General features: G+C 58.6%; 14 protein-coding genes. 10 read left to right on the top strand and 4 right to left on the bottom strand.

The window, feature by feature from the left end:
• Window positions 1–35: 35 nt before the first annotated feature.
• Both MHM37_RS02165 and MHM37_RS02160 read right to left on the bottom strand, forming a co-directional pair.
• Window positions 36–941 carry an ion transporter gene (locus tag MHM37_RS02165; protein WP_239295897.1) on the bottom strand — a complete coding sequence of 302 codons (906 nt, stop codon included), beginning with the start codon at window positions 939–941 and terminating at the stop codon, window positions 36–38.
• A gap of 41 nt (window positions 942–982) precedes the next feature.
• Entirely contained in the window at window positions 983–1,882 is a 900-nt protein-coding gene (locus MHM37_RS02160; protein ID WP_239295898.1) for a CYTH domain-containing protein, read from the bottom strand.
• A 136-nt stretch (window positions 1,883–2,018) separates the two neighbouring features.
• Here MHM37_RS02160 and MHM37_RS02155 point away from each other — a divergent pair, with 136 nt between their 5' ends.
• From MHM37_RS02155 to argA, 3 genes are all read left to right on the top strand, one after another.
• Complete coding sequence (locus MHM37_RS02155) at window positions 2,019–2,699, top strand: TIGR00153 family protein (RefSeq protein ID WP_139525166.1); 681 nt, start codon at window positions 2,019–2,021, stop codon at window positions 2,697–2,699.
• Window positions 2,700–2,708: 9 nt separating this feature from the next.
• Window positions 2,709–3,974 carry an inorganic phosphate transporter gene (locus MHM37_RS02150; protein WP_239295899.1) on the top strand — a complete coding sequence of 422 codons (1,266 nt, stop codon included), beginning with the start codon at window positions 2,709–2,711 and terminating at the stop codon, window positions 3,972–3,974.
• 159 nt (window positions 3,975–4,133) lie between these two features.
• Window positions 4,134–5,450: an amino-acid N-acetyltransferase gene (gene argA / locus MHM37_RS02145; protein WP_139525168.1), complete on the top strand. Its 1,317-nt coding sequence runs from the start codon at window positions 4,134–4,136 to the stop codon at window positions 5,448–5,450.
• A gap of 66 nt (window positions 5,451–5,516) precedes the next feature.
• Here argA and MHM37_RS02140 read toward each other — a convergent pair whose 3' ends face one another.
• Window positions 5,517–6,371: an SDR family oxidoreductase gene (locus MHM37_RS02140; protein WP_139525169.1), complete on the bottom strand. Its 855-nt coding sequence runs from the start codon at window positions 6,369–6,371 to the stop codon at window positions 5,517–5,519.
• 396 nt (window positions 6,372–6,767) lie between these two features.
• Between MHM37_RS02140 and MHM37_RS17070 the strand changes: the two genes are divergently transcribed.
• The 4 genes from MHM37_RS17070 (at window position 6,768) to MHM37_RS02125 (ending at window position 9,047) form a co-directional block, all read left to right on the top strand.
• On the top strand, window positions 6,768–6,890 hold the full coding sequence (locus MHM37_RS17070; RefSeq protein ID WP_255303816.1) for a hypothetical protein: 123 nt from the start codon (window positions 6,768–6,770) through the stop codon (window positions 6,888–6,890).
• 201 nt (window positions 6,891–7,091) lie between these two features.
• Complete coding sequence (locus MHM37_RS02135; protein ID WP_239295900.1) at window positions 7,092–7,538, top strand: hypothetical protein; 447 nt, start codon at window positions 7,092–7,094, stop codon at window positions 7,536–7,538.
• Between the two features lie 58 nt (window positions 7,539–7,596).
• A complete protein-coding gene (locus MHM37_RS02130) occupies window positions 7,597–8,025 on the top strand; it encodes a phage holin family protein (protein ID WP_239295901.1) in 429 nt (142 codons plus the stop codon).
• A complete protein-coding gene (locus tag MHM37_RS02125) occupies window positions 8,022–9,047 on the top strand; it encodes a DUF3618 domain-containing protein (protein ID WP_239295902.1) in 1,026 nt (341 codons plus the stop codon). The genes MHM37_RS02130 and MHM37_RS02125 overlap by 4 nt, the downstream gene beginning before the upstream one ends.
• Window positions 9,048–9,079: 32 nt before the next feature.
• On the opposite strand, the gene xseA is transcribed toward MHM37_RS02125, so the two are convergent.
• Window positions 9,080–10,435, bottom strand: a complete 1,356-nt coding sequence (gene xseA, locus MHM37_RS02120; protein ID WP_239295903.1) for an exodeoxyribonuclease VII large subunit — start codon at window positions 10,433–10,435, stop codon at window positions 9,080–9,082.
• Window positions 10,436–10,652: 217 nt separating this feature from the next.
• Here xseA and guaB point away from each other — a divergent pair, with 217 nt between their 5' ends.
• From guaB to MHM37_RS02105, 3 genes are all read left to right on the top strand, one after another.
• Window positions 10,653–12,122, top strand: coding sequence for an IMP dehydrogenase (gene guaB / locus MHM37_RS02115; protein WP_159341276.1), 1,470 nt, complete (start codon window positions 10,653–10,655; stop codon window positions 12,120–12,122).
• 89 nt (window positions 12,123–12,211) lie between these two features.
• Window positions 12,212–13,789, top strand: coding sequence for a glutamine-hydrolyzing GMP synthase (gene guaA, locus MHM37_RS02110; RefSeq protein WP_239295904.1), 1,578 nt, complete (start codon window positions 12,212–12,214; stop codon window positions 13,787–13,789).
• Window positions 13,790–13,919: 130 nt separating this feature from the next.
• Complete coding sequence (locus MHM37_RS02105; protein ID WP_239295905.1) at window positions 13,920–15,119, top strand: hypothetical protein; 1,200 nt, start codon at window positions 13,920–13,922, stop codon at window positions 15,117–15,119.
• Window positions 15,120–15,228 lie beyond the last annotated feature (109 nt).

Genomic DNA, 15,228 nt, shown 5'->3' with positions numbered 1-15,228 from the left:
GGGGCGCATGGCGCCCCCGTTTCCTGGCATGAGCGCTACGAATCGCTTGGTGTGTCATCGTCAGTGTCGTCCTCTTTTTTCTGCGCTTTCTTGCGTGGGTCTTCGCTATCTTCATCCAGCCAAGTGCCGCAGCGTAGGCAGTAGCGGGCGCGCTTTTCATGACGGTCGTGGCCGCAGCCAGGACAGGCCTCTTCCGAGTAGCGGTCTTCACGAATCGAACGAATGACTTGGGCCGAGAACACGCCGGTGGGCACGGCGATGATCGAGTAGCCAATCAGCATCAGGATGACGGTGATGGCTTTCCCTAGGGGGGTGGCGGGCACGATGTCACCATAGCCCACCGTGGTCATGCTCACGATGGCCCAGTAGATCGACATGGGAATGCTGGTAAAGCCCGCCTCGGGCGATTCGATGGTGTACATCAGCGCGGCAAACAGCGTGACGACCATGAGAATGCTGCTAAAAAAGAGCAGAATCTGGCGCAGACTGCGTTTGAGCGCATCCAGCAGTAGGCGACCTTCGCCGACGAATTCCATCAGCCGTAAAATGCGAAAAATCCGCAGCACGCGCAGAATTCGCACGATCACCAGCCCATGGGCGCCCGGCACCAGCAGCACCAGCCAAGTGGGAATGATGGCCACGACATCGACGATGCCATAAAAGCTCTTGAGGTAGACCGTCGGGCGCTCCAAACAGTAAAGACGGACCAGCAGCTCCAGGCTGAACAGTAGCGTAAAGGCCCACTCTACGTAGAAGAAGAGCTGCCCGTAACGTTCGGCATAGATCTCGATACTGCCCAGCAAGATCACCGTCACGCTCAGCAGGATGGCGACGATGAGCGCAATGTCGAACGCCTTGGCCCCCGGCGTATCGGATTCGAAAATAATGTGAAACAGCCGGGCGCGAAGTCCGTCGGCACCGGGCGTAAGGGGAAAGCTCATTGCATCATCCTGAAGTCGGCTTCATCAATCGGGCAGTGTGGTTAGCGTAGCGCGGTTTCGTGGGCCAAGCGACGGGCCAGATTTAACGCAGCAACGCCGTAGGTCGTCGACGGCATGCCTTGGGCATTCAGCGCGTTGGGCAGTGCTTCTGCCTCGCTGCGCGCTGCACTATCGAGCTGGGGGTGCTGGGCCAACGTATCCAGCGCCTGACGTGCGGCGTTTAGATGCGCAGCGTCGCCGCTATCATGATAGGCGTCCAGCGCGACGGTGGCGCGGTGCAGCCACTCGGCAGGGCGCTTGGCGGCGGGCAGCGGCCAGTGCTGGTGGCCTAGGGCATTGCCCCGCGCTGCCTTGCTGGTATCGGAGGGGCGCAGCGCTATTTGGCTCGCCAACTCGACGGCGAGCGTCCAGAGCGCTGCCGGGGCACCGGCTTTCAGTTCCAGCTCCACTTCGCGAATCGGCGCTCGCGCGCTGCCGCAGACGATCTCTCCTTCGTCCAGCACCAGTTCGATGTCGCTGTCTTGCCACACTAACTGCCAGCTTTTCCGGGTGAAATCGGTGCTGAGCGTCGGGCGCAGCGCTGCGATGCAATCGCCAAGCGCCCCTTGAAACGGAGGCAGCTCTGCCAGCGCCGCCTGGTCGAGAGCGGCGGAGGGAACTTGCCACTCCCACTCCTGTCGGCTGGAGAGTCCGCCACCGCCCTGGCCGGCCGTTTTGACGGTTTGCAGCACTTGCTGATCAATGGTGCGAAGGCGCACCGCCACCCGTGCGGCGGCCAAGTCGCCTGTGGGGGTATCGAAGTAGGTGTTGGCGAGCTGCTGCTGTTGCGGTGGCGTCGCGACCAGTAACGGATGATGGCACAGCGCACCCGACTGACCGCTGGGCAGGGCCAGCTTGAGCTCCACTTCCGTAGGAGCTGGCGTTTTGGTTGACTCTTTCATGACAATCGCCACCTCGATATTGTGACATTTTGGTTAATTTTTGATGACATTATGAACTTTTCATGACGGCGGCGGGCGCACTCTTTATACTGGCGCCCGCCATTTCCAGGCTCCCCGAAAACAGGCTAAAGGCTATATGGTAACCTCCAACCCTTTTTCCGCGATGTTTGGCCGCTCGCCATTCCAGCCGCTGCTGGCCCACATCGTCAAGGCCAATGAATGTGCCGATCAACTGCTCCCGTTCTTCGAGGCCACGTTGACCGGTGATTGGGATACGGCGGCAGAACTGCGCGAGAACGTGACGCGCTTAGAGCACGACGCCGACACCCTGAAGACAGAGCTGCGGCTGAACTTGCCCAACACCATGTTCCTGCCCGTTTCGCGCTCTGACCTGCTCGATCTGATCAGTGTGCAGGACAAGATCGCCAACAAAGTCCGCGACATTACCGGCATCATGCTGGGCCGTAAAATGCGCGTGCCCGACGTGTTGGCCGAGCCGATGCGTGACTACATGCGTACCAGTGTGGCGTGTGTGGCCCAAGCGCGCCAAGCATTGGAAGAGTTGAAAGACCTGCTGGAGTCCGGCTTTGGTCGCAATGTTTCCGACGTCATGCAGAACATGATCCGCGAACTCCACACCCTCGAACATCAGGCCGACAGCCAGCAGGTGGCGATCCGTCGTCAACTGTTCGAGTTGGAGAGCCAACTGCCGCCGGTGGACGTGATCTTTCTCTACAAGATCATCGAGTGGGTCGGTGAAGTCTCTGACCGCGCAGAGCGCGTGGGCAGCCGCCTGCAGATTTTGACCGCACGCTAAGGGATACTCATGCAGATTATTGCTCAGCACGGTGACATCTTCATCATTCTGGCCTGTTTGTTCGGCTTCTTCATGGCCTGGGGCGTGGGGGCCAACGACGTGGCCAACGCCATGGGCACTTCGGTGGGGTCGAAAGCGATCACCATCAAACAGGCGATCATCATTGCGGTGATCTTCGAGTTCCTGGGCGCGTGGCTGGCGGGTGGCGAGGTGACCAACACCATCCGTAAAGGGATCATCGACCCCGAACTGCTGCAAGAAGACCCGCAACTTTTGGTGTACGGCATGTTGGCGGCGCTGTTGGCCGCCGGTACGTGGCTGCTGGTGGCCTCGGTGAAAGGTTGGCCCGTCTCCACCACGCACTCCATCGTCGGTGCGATCGTAGGCTTTGCGGTCGCCGGTCTGGGGGCGTCTACCGTCGATTGGAGCGCGGTGACCACGATTGCTGCCAGCTGGGTCGTTTCCCCGCTGCTGGCCGGTACCATCGGCTTCGTGCTGTTCAAATCGGTGCACCACCTGATCTTCGAGAACAATAACCCGTTCACGGCCGCCAAGCGCTACGTGCCGGGCTACGTGTTCTTGGTAGGGTTCATCGTTGCCATGGTGACCTTGACCAAAGGTCTCTCCCACGTGGGGCTCGATCTCACCTTCAACCAGAGCCTGCTGCTATCGATCATGATCGGCTTGGTCATCATGGGCATCGGCATGCTGATGCTTCGCCGTATCAAGTTCGAAAAGAGCGCCAACGACCACTTTGGCTACGCCAACGTTGAGCGCGCGTTTGGCGTGCTGATGATCTTTACCGCCTGCGCCATGGCGTTTGCCCACGGCTCTAACGACGTGGCCAACGCCGTGGGGCCGCTGGCAGCGGTCATCAGCGTGGTGCAAACCGGTGGTGAAATCGAAGCGTCCGCGCTGGTGCCCTGGTGGGTATTGGTGTTGGGGGGCGGCGGTATCGTCGTGGGTTTGGTGACCTACGGCCATAAAGTGATCGCCACGGTCGGTACCGGCATTACCGAACTGACCCCGAGCCGCGGTTTTGCGGCGACGCTGGCAGCGGCCACCACGGTCGTGCTCGCCTCGGGTACCGGCCTGCCGATTTCGACGACCCACACCTTGGTTGGGGCCATTCTCGGCGTCGGCTTGGCGCGCGGGATGGCGGCGTTGAACCTGCGCGTGATTGGCACCATTGCCATGTCCTGGTTGATCACGCTGCCGGCTGGCGCGGGCTTGGCCATTCTGTTCTTCTTCATGTTCAAAGGCATGTTTGGTTAAACGTTCGGCACGCCAAGACGACACTGTTTGACCTACAGCGGCACCTTCTTTGCAGATGATCTTCTTATCAGATCGTTGCAATAGAAGGTGCCGCTGTTTTTGGTGCTCTGTTAAAGTAACTAGCGTCACTTTCATTCACCTGCTGCCGGAGAGCGGCCCTTGGACACTCGTTTCCCCTTCGTAGATTGGTTTCGTAACGCCTCCCCGTACATCAATGCCCATCGGGGGCGAACCTTTGTCATCTTGATCGAAGGCGAAGCCATGGCGTCTGGCCGAGGGGAGCAGCTCATTCAGGATTTGGCGCTGCTGCACACCTTGGGCGTGCGCTTGGTGGTGGTGTTTGGCATTCGCCCCCAGGTGCACGAGGCGCTGACGGCCGCCGGTGTCGAGCCTACCCGCATCGATGGCCGCTGGGTCGCCGACCGCGCCGTGATGGCTCATGTGGAGCAGGTGGCCGCTCACCAGCGGCTCTGGTTGGAAGCGCGGCTCTCGCTGGGCCTGCCCAGCACGCCGCTGCACGGTGTCGAGCTTAGCGTGATTTCCGGTAACCTCGTCACCGCCAAGCCGCTGGGCGTGCGTGAAGGCGTAGACTTCGACCATAGCGGCGAAGTGCGCCGGGTGCGCGCCAGCGCCATCGAAGGGCTGCTGGATAAAGGCTCGCTGGTGCTGCTACCGCCGCTGGGGTTCTCCAGCACTGGAGAAGTGTTCGATCTGGACGCCTCTGAAGTGGCCCAGCACGCCGCCGTGGCGCTCAAGGCAGACAAGCTGATTCTGCTGGGCGAGTCGGACGGTCTGGAGGACGAGCAGGGCGCGCTTCTACGCCAGCTTTCACCTTTCGAAGCCGAACCGCGCTTGCAGCAGGCCGTGCCCGGCAGCGAGCTGGCACGCCATCTCAACGCTGCCTGCACCGCTGCCCGTGAAGGGGTGGCGCGCACCCACCTACTTTCCTGGCGTAACCACGATGCGCTGCTGGGCGAGCTGTTCACCCGCGACGGCGTGGGCACCATGATCACCCAGCATCGCTACGAGCAGCTTCGCCCCGCCACCCTAAACGACGTGGCAGGTCTGCTCGAGTTACTGGAGCCGTTAGAGCGGCGTGGCATGCTGGTCGCGCGTTCCCGCGAGCGGCTGGAGCACGAGATCGACGATTACATGGTGATCGAACGCGACGGTATGGTGATCGGCTGTGCGGCGCTGCACGTCTTCCCCGACACCACCGTGGGTGAGTTAGCCTGTGTGGCCGTTCACGGCAACTACCGGGGCGGCGAGCGCGGCGAGCGCCTAGTCGAAGCCCTTGAACGACGCGCCCGTCAGCGGGGGCTTTCCGACATGTTCGTGCTCACTACGCATACGGCCCACTGGTTCGTCGAGCGCGGCTTCCGCGCCGCCAGCCTGGACGACCTGCCGCCCCTCAAACGCGAGGCCTACAACCACGCCCGTAAGTCCAAGGTGCTGGTGAAAAATCTGGCGGGATGAAAGTGAGTGAGTGGAAAAAGGTGAGTGGTGAGTAGCTGGGGCGGCTACGCCGCCCCGGAATGCTACTCAGGTATTGAGAATTACGCCGCCGTTCAAGTGCATGGTTTGGCCGCTCATATACGACGACTCTTCGCTGGCCAAGTAGACGTACGCCGGGCCGATTTCGCTGGGTTGGCCCGGGCGCTTCATCGGCACTTGGTTGCCAAATTCCGCCACTTTATCGTCCTCGAAGCTCGCGGGTATCAGCGGCGTCCAGATGGGACCGGGGGCCACGGCGTTCACACGAATGCCACGCTCCATCAGCGACATCGCCAAAGAGCGCACCAAGCCTTGAATGGCCCCTTTGGTGGCGGTGTAGTCAATCAGCGTGTCGTTGCCTTTGAAGGCATTGATCGACGAGGTGGCAATGATCGTATCGCCCTCGCTCAAGTGGGGCAGCGCCGCTTTGGTCAAGTAGAAGTGGCTGAAGATATTGGTTTGAAAGGTCCGCATCAGTTGGTCGTCGGGGATCTCGGTGATGTCGTCCCAGTCGTACTGCTCGGCGGCATTATTGATCACGATGTTGATCTTGCCAAACGCTTGTTGGGTACGGTCGACGATCTCTCGGCAGAAGCTAGGCTCGGCCACGTCGCCTTTCAGCACTAGGCAACGGCGGCCTTCCGCCTCTACGAGCCGCTTGGTTTCTTCGGCATCTTTGGTCTCTTTGAGGTGCACGATCACGCTATCCGCCCCTTCACGGGCAAAATGCACGGCCACGGCGCGGCCAATACCGCTATCACCGCCGGTGATGATCGCCACTTTATCGCGCAGTTTGTCGGTGCCGCGATAGCTCTCGCGAATGTACTCCGGCTCCGGACGCATGGCGTACTCGTCGCCGGGTTGCTTGTCCTGATGCTGTGGGGGCTGCTGCTGTTCGCTCATGTGCGGTCACTCCTTTGTGTGCACGAATCGCTTCGAACTGTCGACAGGGCGGCCCGTCTCCTGGGTGGCTGGCTGTCGACGGGGAGCTTTCAACGTAGACCAACGGCGAAGAGAAGGGCAAACGACGCAGCGACAGCAGCGGCGATGTATAGCCAGAATTAATAAAAGCTATTTAAACTGCTCATCTACACGGATATGGCGGCTATGGTTTTTTTAATTCTATGTTTTAAATGGCTTTTTATGTTTTTTTGGGTGCTGGATCAGCTTTGTGAGACCTGCCGTGCTGCATGGCAATCAACGTGTCAGCGGCTATAGTGAGTGAGGCCTGTCCAGAGTCATATGTAGACAGCCACTTTCTCGATCACCAAGCTCGACCACCAAGGAGTAGGAGGGACTATGTCTCCGGATAAAGACGATCAAAAGAAAGACCAGCGCGACGACCATCATGACGATGCGAACCCCATGCCCGATACGCACCACGTCAACCCGGATAGCGATGACGAGTCGGATAAGAAATAAGCCCAATCCCGTTACTGAAAAAGGCGCTTTCAACAGCGTCTTTTTTTATGGGGGCAGCCAGCCAGATGGCTTTAACCATTATTGACTTAACCTTTGTTGCTGGCCGGGTCGCGCTGGGTTAATTCGGCGGTATGGACATGGAAAGGGGCCCCAGGCTCGCTATAGTTCTGGTGAAGTTTCACTGACACGGAGAACGTCACCATGAACGATCAAGGACCCCATCACGATCACGAAACGCTCAAGCAGAAAGGCCAGCAAAGCGCCGATGAGTTGAAAGAGGCCGCCCGCGAACAGGCCGAGAGCGCGTTCGACCGACAGCGCGATAGTGTCGCGCAGCACACTCACACCTTCGGCTCGGTATTGCAGCGCGCTGCTGACGAGTTCGACCGCCAAGAGCAACCCTTCTGTTCCGAGCAGGCCAGGAAGCTTGCCGACCATACCGAGCGGTTTTCCCAGCGGCTACGCGATAAAGACCTTCACACGCTGTGTCGTTCAGCGGAAGCGTATGGCCGCCGTGAGCCCGCCATGTTCATTGGTGGCGCGATTGCTGCAGGCTTTTTAGTCACGCGTTTTCTGCGCAGCTCCCCCGCCAAGGCATCGTCGTCCGATGTGTCAACCGAATCCAAGGCGCCCGACCAAACGCTTTGAACCCCTGTGTTCATCAGACACCCATACCATTTTTCATGCAGGAAGCGGGAGAGCAAGAATGGAATCGGAAAGCCATAAAAGCAGTTCGATAGGCACGCTGCTATCCACATTACTCAACGAAGTCTCTGCCCTGGTGCGCGGCGAAGCGGCGCTCGCCAAGGCCGAAATGTCAGAGAAGACTCACCAGGCCATGGCAGGCGTAGGCGCCGTGGCGACGGCCGGTGCGGTGCTCTTCGCTGGCTTGTTGACGCTGTTGGCGGCGCTCGTGATGTTGTTGAACGAGGTACTGCCACCGGGCACTCGCCCTTGGCTGGGCGCCGTAGTGGTAGGCGCCGTGGTCACGCTGATGGGCGTGGTGATGCTCAAGGCAGGGCTCAAAAAACTACGCGCCCAGGGGCTCATGCCAAACCGCACCATGCAGAGCCTGCGCAGCGATAAAACGCTGGCCAAGCAGCATCAGCAGCACGTCAAGGAGGAGGTGAAATGAGCCAGGATGAACGTTCACATCGCCAAACAGAGCGCGATCCGGACCAAATCGAGCAAGAGATTCATCAATCTCGCGAGCGGCTGGATGCCACGCTGCATCAGATCGAAGAGCGCTTTTCGCCAGAACAGTGGCTGCACAGCACGTATGATTACCTGCGCCACGGCGGTGCCAATGAGTTCTTTGCCAACCTGGGCACGACCGTCAAGCAGAACCCCGTGCCTACGCTGCTTACCGGCGCGGGCCTGGGTTGGCTGATGCTTAGCCAGCGCCAACCGCATCGCTCCCATCCGCGTGGCTCTGCGCACGTCGATGCCACTGACGTACATGCCACGCCACCGCCTCCTGATGAAGTGATGTCGCCTCAGCGTGCAAGTGCCGGGCAGCACGACCCGCGCAGCGATTCACACGGACCAGACCACGGCATCAAAGAGCGCGCCCGACATATTGGTCATAGCACGAAAGGGGCCGCGCAGCAGTTCAGCGACAAAGCTCACCAAATGGGAGGACGTATGCACGATTCCATGTCCCACGCCCAGCAGGGCACGCATCAGCGGATCGATCACATGAAAGAGCGCGCTCATCATGTCAGCGACCGCTCTTCGGATTTCATTCAAGAGCACCCACTGGTCGTGGGAGCGTTAGGGTTTGCTCTGGGGGCGGCGCTGGCCAGCCTGAGCGCTACGACACGCAAAGAGAACGAAACCCTGGGTGAGTATCGTGATCATGCCATGGACCAAGCGACCAAGATGGGCGAGGCGCAAGTGGACAAAGCGCAGCAGGCAATTCACGACACGGCAGAATCCGTGAAGCAGCACGCCCATGAGCAACGCCACGAGGGGCACCAGAACGAGGATAACCCCACCCAGCATAACGAGCCGGGATTAGCGGGGTCGAGCACGGCGTCAGGCAACACGCAGGGCGCGGGTACGAACACGGCTACCCATCCTGCTAGCAGCCCCACTACACCGGGGGCGAATACCGCCACGCAAACGTCCGAGACGCGTAAGCCACCGCTGCCGTAACGGCTGCGTTGGCTCGTCCCTGGTTCACGGCGCTACTTCTTGTAGCGCCGTTTTACGTCGACGCTGAGGCGTCCTTCGCCCAGACGCAGCGTGAGGCGCTGGCCAGGCTGGGTGTCGTCGGCGCGACGGACGACTTGGCCTTGGGCATCTTGAGCGATGGCATAGCCGCGCCCGAGTACGGCCAGCGGACTGACGGCGTTGAGTTCTCGGGCGGCGCTATGTAGGCGTGCTTGACGCGTCTCCAGCAGGCGCTGCATCGCATTGGCCAAGCGGCGCTGTAGGCTGCTTACCCGTTCGCTGTCGGCGCGGTGCAGCCTTTTCATATCTTGGCTGGCAAGGCGGCGAGTAAGTTGGGCCGTTTGCGCCTTTTGCTGGGTGAGGGTGTGTTGTATGGCGCGGTGTAACCGCTGCTGCAGCGCGGTGAGGTACTGGCGCTGGCGGGCGAGCTGTTCGCCGGGGTGACGAAGGCGAGCGCGTAGGGTGTCTAGCCGCTGGCTATCTCGCTCTAACCGGGCCTGCATGGCGCGCTGTAAGCGCTGCTCTGCCTGGGTGAGCTGGCGCTTCAAGGCGTGTTGGTCGGGTACGAGACGCTCGGCGGCAGCGGAAGGCGTGGGCGCGCGCCTATCGGCGGCATAATCCGCCAGGGTGACATCCACCTCATGGCCCACCGCCGACATCACCGGCAGCCGGGAGTGAAAAATCGCCCGCGCCAAGTGCTCGTTATTGAACGCCCAGAGATCTTCCAGACTGCCCCCGCCGCGGGTGATCAGCACCACATCCTGCTCAGGGTCTAACCGCGCCTGCCGGTTGAGCAGGCCGAGTGCCGAGATCATCGCCGGGGCGGCATCGGCCCCCTGAACCGGTACGGGAATTAGCGTCACGTCCGCCAGCGGCCAGCGGGCGGCCAGCACCGCCAGCACGTCGCGAATGGCCGCGCCGGTAGCAGAGCTTAAAATCAAAATCTTGCGCGGTGGCAAGGGCAGGGGGCGCGCATTGGCGAACACGCCTTCGCCTTCCAACTGCGCTTTCAAACGCTCGAAGGCCGCCAGCAGCTCGCCGAGGCCAGCGGTCTGGACCGCCTCGGCAATGAGCTGGTAGTCGCCCCGTGGCTCGAACAGCGAGACGCGTCCGCGTAGCTTCACCTGGTCGCCATCGCGCATGGGCGCGGCCACGAAGCGCGCCCGCTGACGGAACAGCGCGCAGCGAATCTGCGCCCGGTCGTCTTTCAGGGTGAAGTAGATATGCCCCGAGGCCGGACGCGAGACGTTGGAAAGCTCGCCCTCTACCCACACGTCCCCCACGTCGCGCTCCAGGGTTTGCTTGGCGCGCTGGTTGAGTTGGCTCACGGAGAGCGCTTGGGGGGCGGGTGCCGTGCTCGTTGGTTCCATCGTTGACCTTGGTGGTTCTCTCGTAGATGTCACGATACCTCAAACGCGGCTCATAAGGCTTCCCTTCACCGCATATTCCCGGCTGACGCTGACCGTCATTAGCAATTGGTATAAGCCTAACCGCCTCTCCGCGTTGCTGGAGCGGCCCTCGAAACGTTATAATGGGCGATTAACTTTCCACGCCCCATCTTCCCACTTCTCAATGGGTGTTGCCGCTATGCTACGTATGGCCCAAGAAGCGCTTACGTTCGATGACGTACTTCTCGTTCCTGGCTTCTCCGACGTTCTGCCCAAGGATGTCAGCCTGAAAACCCGCCTGACCCGCAATCTCTTCCTGAACATTCCCCTGCTTTCCGCTGCAATGGACACCGTGACCGAAGCGCGTCTCGCCATTGCCATGGCGCAGGAAGGCGGCATTGGCATCATCCATAAGAACATGACCATGGCGCAACAGGCTGCTGAAGTGCGTAAGGTGAAGAAGCACGAAAGCGTCATCGTCAAAGACCCGGTCACCGTGAGCCCCAAAGCCAAGCTGGAAGACCTGCTGGCCATGGCCCGCGAATACGGCTTCTCCGGCTTCCCGGTGGTGGAAGGCGAAACACTAGTCGGCATCGTGACCGAGCGTGACATGCGCTTCCAGCCGAACCACGGCGACAGCGTGGCCGACATCATGACCCCCCGTGAGCGTCTGGTCACCGTACCGGAAGGCACCGAACTCGAAGTCAGCAAAGCCAAGATGCGCGAACACCGCATCGAGAAAATGCTGATTGTCGATGACGCCTTCCACCTGCGCGGCCTAGTGACTTTCCAAGACATCGAAAAAGCCCGCACTTACCCGATGGCCGCCAAAGACAGCGATGGCCGCCTATTGGTAGGTGCCGCCGTCGGTACCGGTCCGGAAACCCCGGACCGTGTCGCGGCACTGGCCGAAGCAGGCGTTGACGTGATCATCGTCGATACCGCCCACGGCCACTCTCAAGGCGTGATCGATCGTGTTCGCTGGATCAAAGAGCACTTCCCGCAGATTCAAGTGATCGGCGGCAACATCGCCACCGCCGCCGCTGCCAAAGCCCTGGCGGAAGCAGGCGCAGATGCGGTGAAAGTCGGCATCGGCCCCGGCTCCATCTGCACCACCCGCATTGTGGCAGGCGTTGGCGTACCGCAAATCACCGCCGTTTCCAACGTGGCCGAAGCGCTGAAAGAATTCGACATTCCGCTGATTGCCGATGGCGGCGTACGCTTCTCTGGCGACCTGGCGAAAGCCATTGCCGCTGGCGCCAGTGCGGTGATGGTGGGTGGCCTGCTGGCCGGTACCGAAGAAGCGCCGGGTGAAGTCGAGCTTTACCAAGGCCGTACCTACAAAGCCTACCGCGGCATGGGGTCCATGGGCGCGATGTCCCAGAACCAAGGCAGCGCCGACCGCTACTTCCAAGACAAAGATGCCGGTGCCGAAAAACTGGTACCGGAAGGCATCGAAGGTCGCGTGCCCTATAAAGGCATGATGGGCGCCATCGTCCACCAGCTGATGGGCGGCCTGCGCGCCTCCATGGGTTACACCGGCTGCCGCGATATTCAAGAAATGCGCACCAAGCCGGAATTCGTACAAATCACCGGCGCTGGCTTTAACGAGTCCCACGTTCACGACGTGCAGATCACCAAAGAAGCCCCCAACTACCGGGTGAGCTAACCAGCGCATTAAGTTACACGGCGGCGGGCATTGCCCCGCCGCTTGCTTTTTAGCCAATGCGGCCCGTTCCGCGTTATAGAGGCTCCGCCATGAGTGACATTCACGCCCATAAGATCCTGATTCTCGACTTCGGCTCCCAGTACACCCAGCTGATCGCCCGCCGGGTTCGCGAAATCGGCGTATTCTCTGAAATCCGCGCCTTCGACATCACCGAAGAAGAGATTCGCGAATACAACCCCAACGGCATCATCCTGGCCGGTGGCCCGGAATCCGTCACTGAGCTGGATTCTCCCCGCGCCCCGCAGTGCGTGTTTGAAATGGGCCTGCCGGTATTTGGTATCTGCTACGGCATGCAAACCATGGCCGAGCAGCTGGGCGGCAAGGTGGAAGGCTCTAACCAGCGTGAGTTTGGCTACGCCCAGATTCGCCTGGACGCTGAAAGCGCGCTGTTCAAAGACATCAAAGACCACGTCGACGCCGAGACCGGCAACGCGCTGCTGGATGTATGGATGAGCCACGGTGACAAAGTCGCCAAAGCCCCCGACACCTTCACCGTGACTGCCTCTACCCCGAGCTGCCCGATTGCCGCCATGGCCTGGGAAGAGAAGCAGTTCTACGGCGTACAGTTCCACCCGGAAGTGACCCACACCCTGCAAGGCCAGCGGATTCTTGAGCACTTCGTGCTGGATATCTGTAAAGCCGAAAAGCTTTGGACGCCTGCGCAAATCATCGAAGACCAAGTACAGCGCGTACGCGAGCAAGTGGGCGACCGCCACGTACTGCTGGGCCTTTCCGGCGGCGTCGACTCTTCTGTTGTGGCCGCGCTGCTGCACAAAGCGATTGGCGACCAGTTGACCTGCGTGTTCGTCGATAACGGCCTGCTGCGTAAGAACGAAGGCGACCAAGTGATGGAAACCTTCGCCAAGCACATGGGCGTGAAGGTGATTCGTGTAGACGCCGAAGAGCTGTTCCTCAGCAAGCTGGAAGGCGAGAAAGACCCGGAAGCCAAGCGCAAAATCATCGGCAACACCTTCATCGACGTGTTCGATGAAGAAGCCAGCAAAATTGAAGGCGTGGAGTTCCTGGCCCAGGGCACCATCTACCCCGACGTGATCGAATCCGCCGCCTCCAAAACCGGTAAGGCGCATGTGATCAAATCGCACCACAACGTGGGTGGCCTGCCGGAAACCATGAAGCTCAAGCTGGTGGAGCCGCTGCGCGAACTGTTCAAGGACGAAGTGCGCAAACTCGGCCTGGAACTCGGCCTGCCCTACGACATGGTCTACCGCCACCCGTTCCCCGGCCCCGGCCTGGGCGTGCGGATTCTCGGTGAAGTGAAGAAAGACTACGCCGACATTCTGCGCGATGCGGATGCCATCTACATCGAAGAACTGCGCGCCGCCGGTTGGTACGAAAAAACCAGCCAAGCCTTCGCCGTGTTCCTGCCGGTGAAATCCGTTGGCGTAGTAGGCGACGGCCGCCGCTACGAATGGGTCATCGCGCTCCGCGCCGTCGAAACCATCGACTTCATGACCGCCCGTTGGGCGCACCTGCCCTACGAGCTGCTGGAGAAGGTGTCCAACCGCATTATCAATGAGTTGGAAGGGGTGTCTCGGGTGACCTATGATGTGAGCAGTAAGCCGCCTGCTACTATTGAGTGGGAGTGATTTTGTAAGCTTTAAATTAGTTTTGAAGCCATCCGAATTTCGGGTGGCTTTTTTGTTTGTTATCTTGTTTACTAAGCTGATAGATAATGATTGAAGCGTTATTGTTTAAAGCTCATTTTAAGGACTGTCAATGATAAAAGGTAATGTTCTTGGTGACGTAAGAGCTGAGCAAGATATTAAAATGCTTAATACAGCTTTTTGGGAGTCCGCCGACTATAAATCTCTTATTGAATCTTGTGATAGGCCAATAATAGTAGGGAGAAGAGGTACGGGCAAAAGTGCTTTAGCGCATAAACTATCTCAGCACTGGCGTAATAAGCCTAGGTATAGAGTCATTAGTATCGCTCCAGAAGAAGAGCAAGTTATAGGCCTCAGAGATATATTTAATCTTTTTGGAGATAACTATTTGCACGTCAAGGCTGGTACAAAAATGGCTTGGCGTTATGCTATTTATATGGAAGTGGTGTCGGATATTGCTTCACATTATAAACTTCAAAAAAGTCTAGATGTTGGCCCTATTAGGGAGCATGTGAAAGAGTGGGGTGCAAAAAGAAAGGGGCTTGCTTCCAAAATACGCTCAAAGCTTAAGTCTGTTCTAAAGGATTCCGATACTCCACAGTCAAGAATCGCTGATTTATCAGATGCTCTTGAGCTAGAACTCATTGAGGAGGTTTTGACGGAGGCTCTTGAAACGTCAAATATAAGTTACGCCATTTTTGCAGATAAATTGGATGAAGGTTACAGTCCAGATAATTTAGGTGTCGCAATTGTTGATGGTTTTGTTCAAGCTGTAATTGATATTAAGAATAAAATTAACGGAAAGGTGATAGCTTTTGCCTTTGTGAGAGATAATATCTATCGTGCAATATCGAAGTTGGATCCTGATTTTACAAGGAATATAGAAGGGCAAACTCATAGGTTGCATTGGGATGAGTACAGCCTTTTTAATTTGGTATGTAATCGTTTGCGTGTGGCTTTTGAACCTACTGTAGAGAATAATGTAAGGGTTTGGAATAAGTATGCAGCAAGAGAATTAAAAGGAGGTGAGGGTTTTCGCATAGCACTAAAATTAACGTTGTATCGACCAAGAGATATAATTGTTTTACTGAATGAGGCTTTCTTAAGAGCGTCTGGGCATGGTAGGTCTGAAATAGTCCTAGAAGATATTGAGTCTACTGCTAAAATTATATCTATAAATAGATTGTCAGACTTGCAAAAAGAATATGAATATATTTTTCCTTCTTTGGAAGAGTTTACTTCTGTCTTTCATGGCTCACCCGCAGAAGTTTCTGTTAAACAGGCATTAGCCATGCCCCCACTGTCAAGCTAGTTGGAGTGTCAGCGGCTGTTAGACTCTGAACGATGTGGGGCGTGACGAGGTTCCGATGAAGTACTCCGACGAGCGCCGGGAAGCCATCCTCAAGAAGCTGCTCCCGCCG

Origin of the sequence: Halomonas sp. MMH1-48 (genome assembly GCF_022348105.1) — a bacterium.
In the GTDB taxonomy this organism is placed as follows: Bacteria; Pseudomonadota; Gammaproteobacteria; order Pseudomonadales; family Halomonadaceae; genus Vreelandella; species Vreelandella piezotolerans.
This window is presented reverse-complemented; position numbering and strand designations above follow the sequence as displayed.

Excerpts from the sequence above, each read along its gene's own strand:
- MHM37_RS02165 (WP_239295897.1), bottom strand. The coding sequence starts at position 941 with ATGAGCTTTCCCCTTACGCCCGGTGCCGACGGACTTCGCGCCCGGCTG.
- MHM37_RS02160 (WP_239295898.1), bottom strand. The coding sequence starts at position 1,882 with ATGAAAGAGTCAACCAAAACGCCAGCTCCTACGGAAGTGGAGCTCAAG.
- MHM37_RS02155 (WP_139525166.1), top strand. The coding sequence starts at position 2,019 with ATGGTAACCTCCAACCCTTTTTCCGCGATGTTTGGCCGCTCGCCATTC.
- MHM37_RS02150 (WP_239295899.1), top strand. The coding sequence starts at position 2,709 with ATGCAGATTATTGCTCAGCACGGTGACATCTTCATCATTCTGGCCTGT.
- MHM37_RS02140 (WP_139525169.1), bottom strand. The coding sequence starts at position 6,371 with ATGAGCGAACAGCAGCAGCCCCCACAGCATCAGGACAAGCAACCCGGC.
- MHM37_RS17070 (WP_255303816.1), top strand. The coding sequence starts at position 6,768 with ATGTCTCCGGATAAAGACGATCAAAAGAAAGACCAGCGCGACGACCAT.
- MHM37_RS02135 (WP_239295900.1), top strand. The coding sequence starts at position 7,092 with ATGAACGATCAAGGACCCCATCACGATCACGAAACGCTCAAGCAGAAA.
- MHM37_RS02130 (WP_239295901.1), top strand. The coding sequence starts at position 7,597 with ATGGAATCGGAAAGCCATAAAAGCAGTTCGATAGGCACGCTGCTATCC.
- MHM37_RS02125 (WP_239295902.1), top strand. The coding sequence starts at position 8,022 with ATGAGCCAGGATGAACGTTCACATCGCCAAACAGAGCGCGATCCGGAC.
- xseA (WP_239295903.1), bottom strand. The coding sequence starts at position 10,435 with ATGGAACCAACGAGCACGGCACCCGCCCCCCAAGCGCTCTCCGTGAGC.
- guaB (WP_159341276.1), top strand. The coding sequence starts at position 10,653 with ATGCTACGTATGGCCCAAGAAGCGCTTACGTTCGATGACGTACTTCTC.
- guaA (WP_239295904.1), top strand. The coding sequence starts at position 12,212 with ATGAGTGACATTCACGCCCATAAGATCCTGATTCTCGACTTCGGCTCC.
- MHM37_RS02105 (WP_239295905.1), top strand. The coding sequence starts at position 13,920 with ATGATAAAAGGTAATGTTCTTGGTGACGTAAGAGCTGAGCAAGATATT.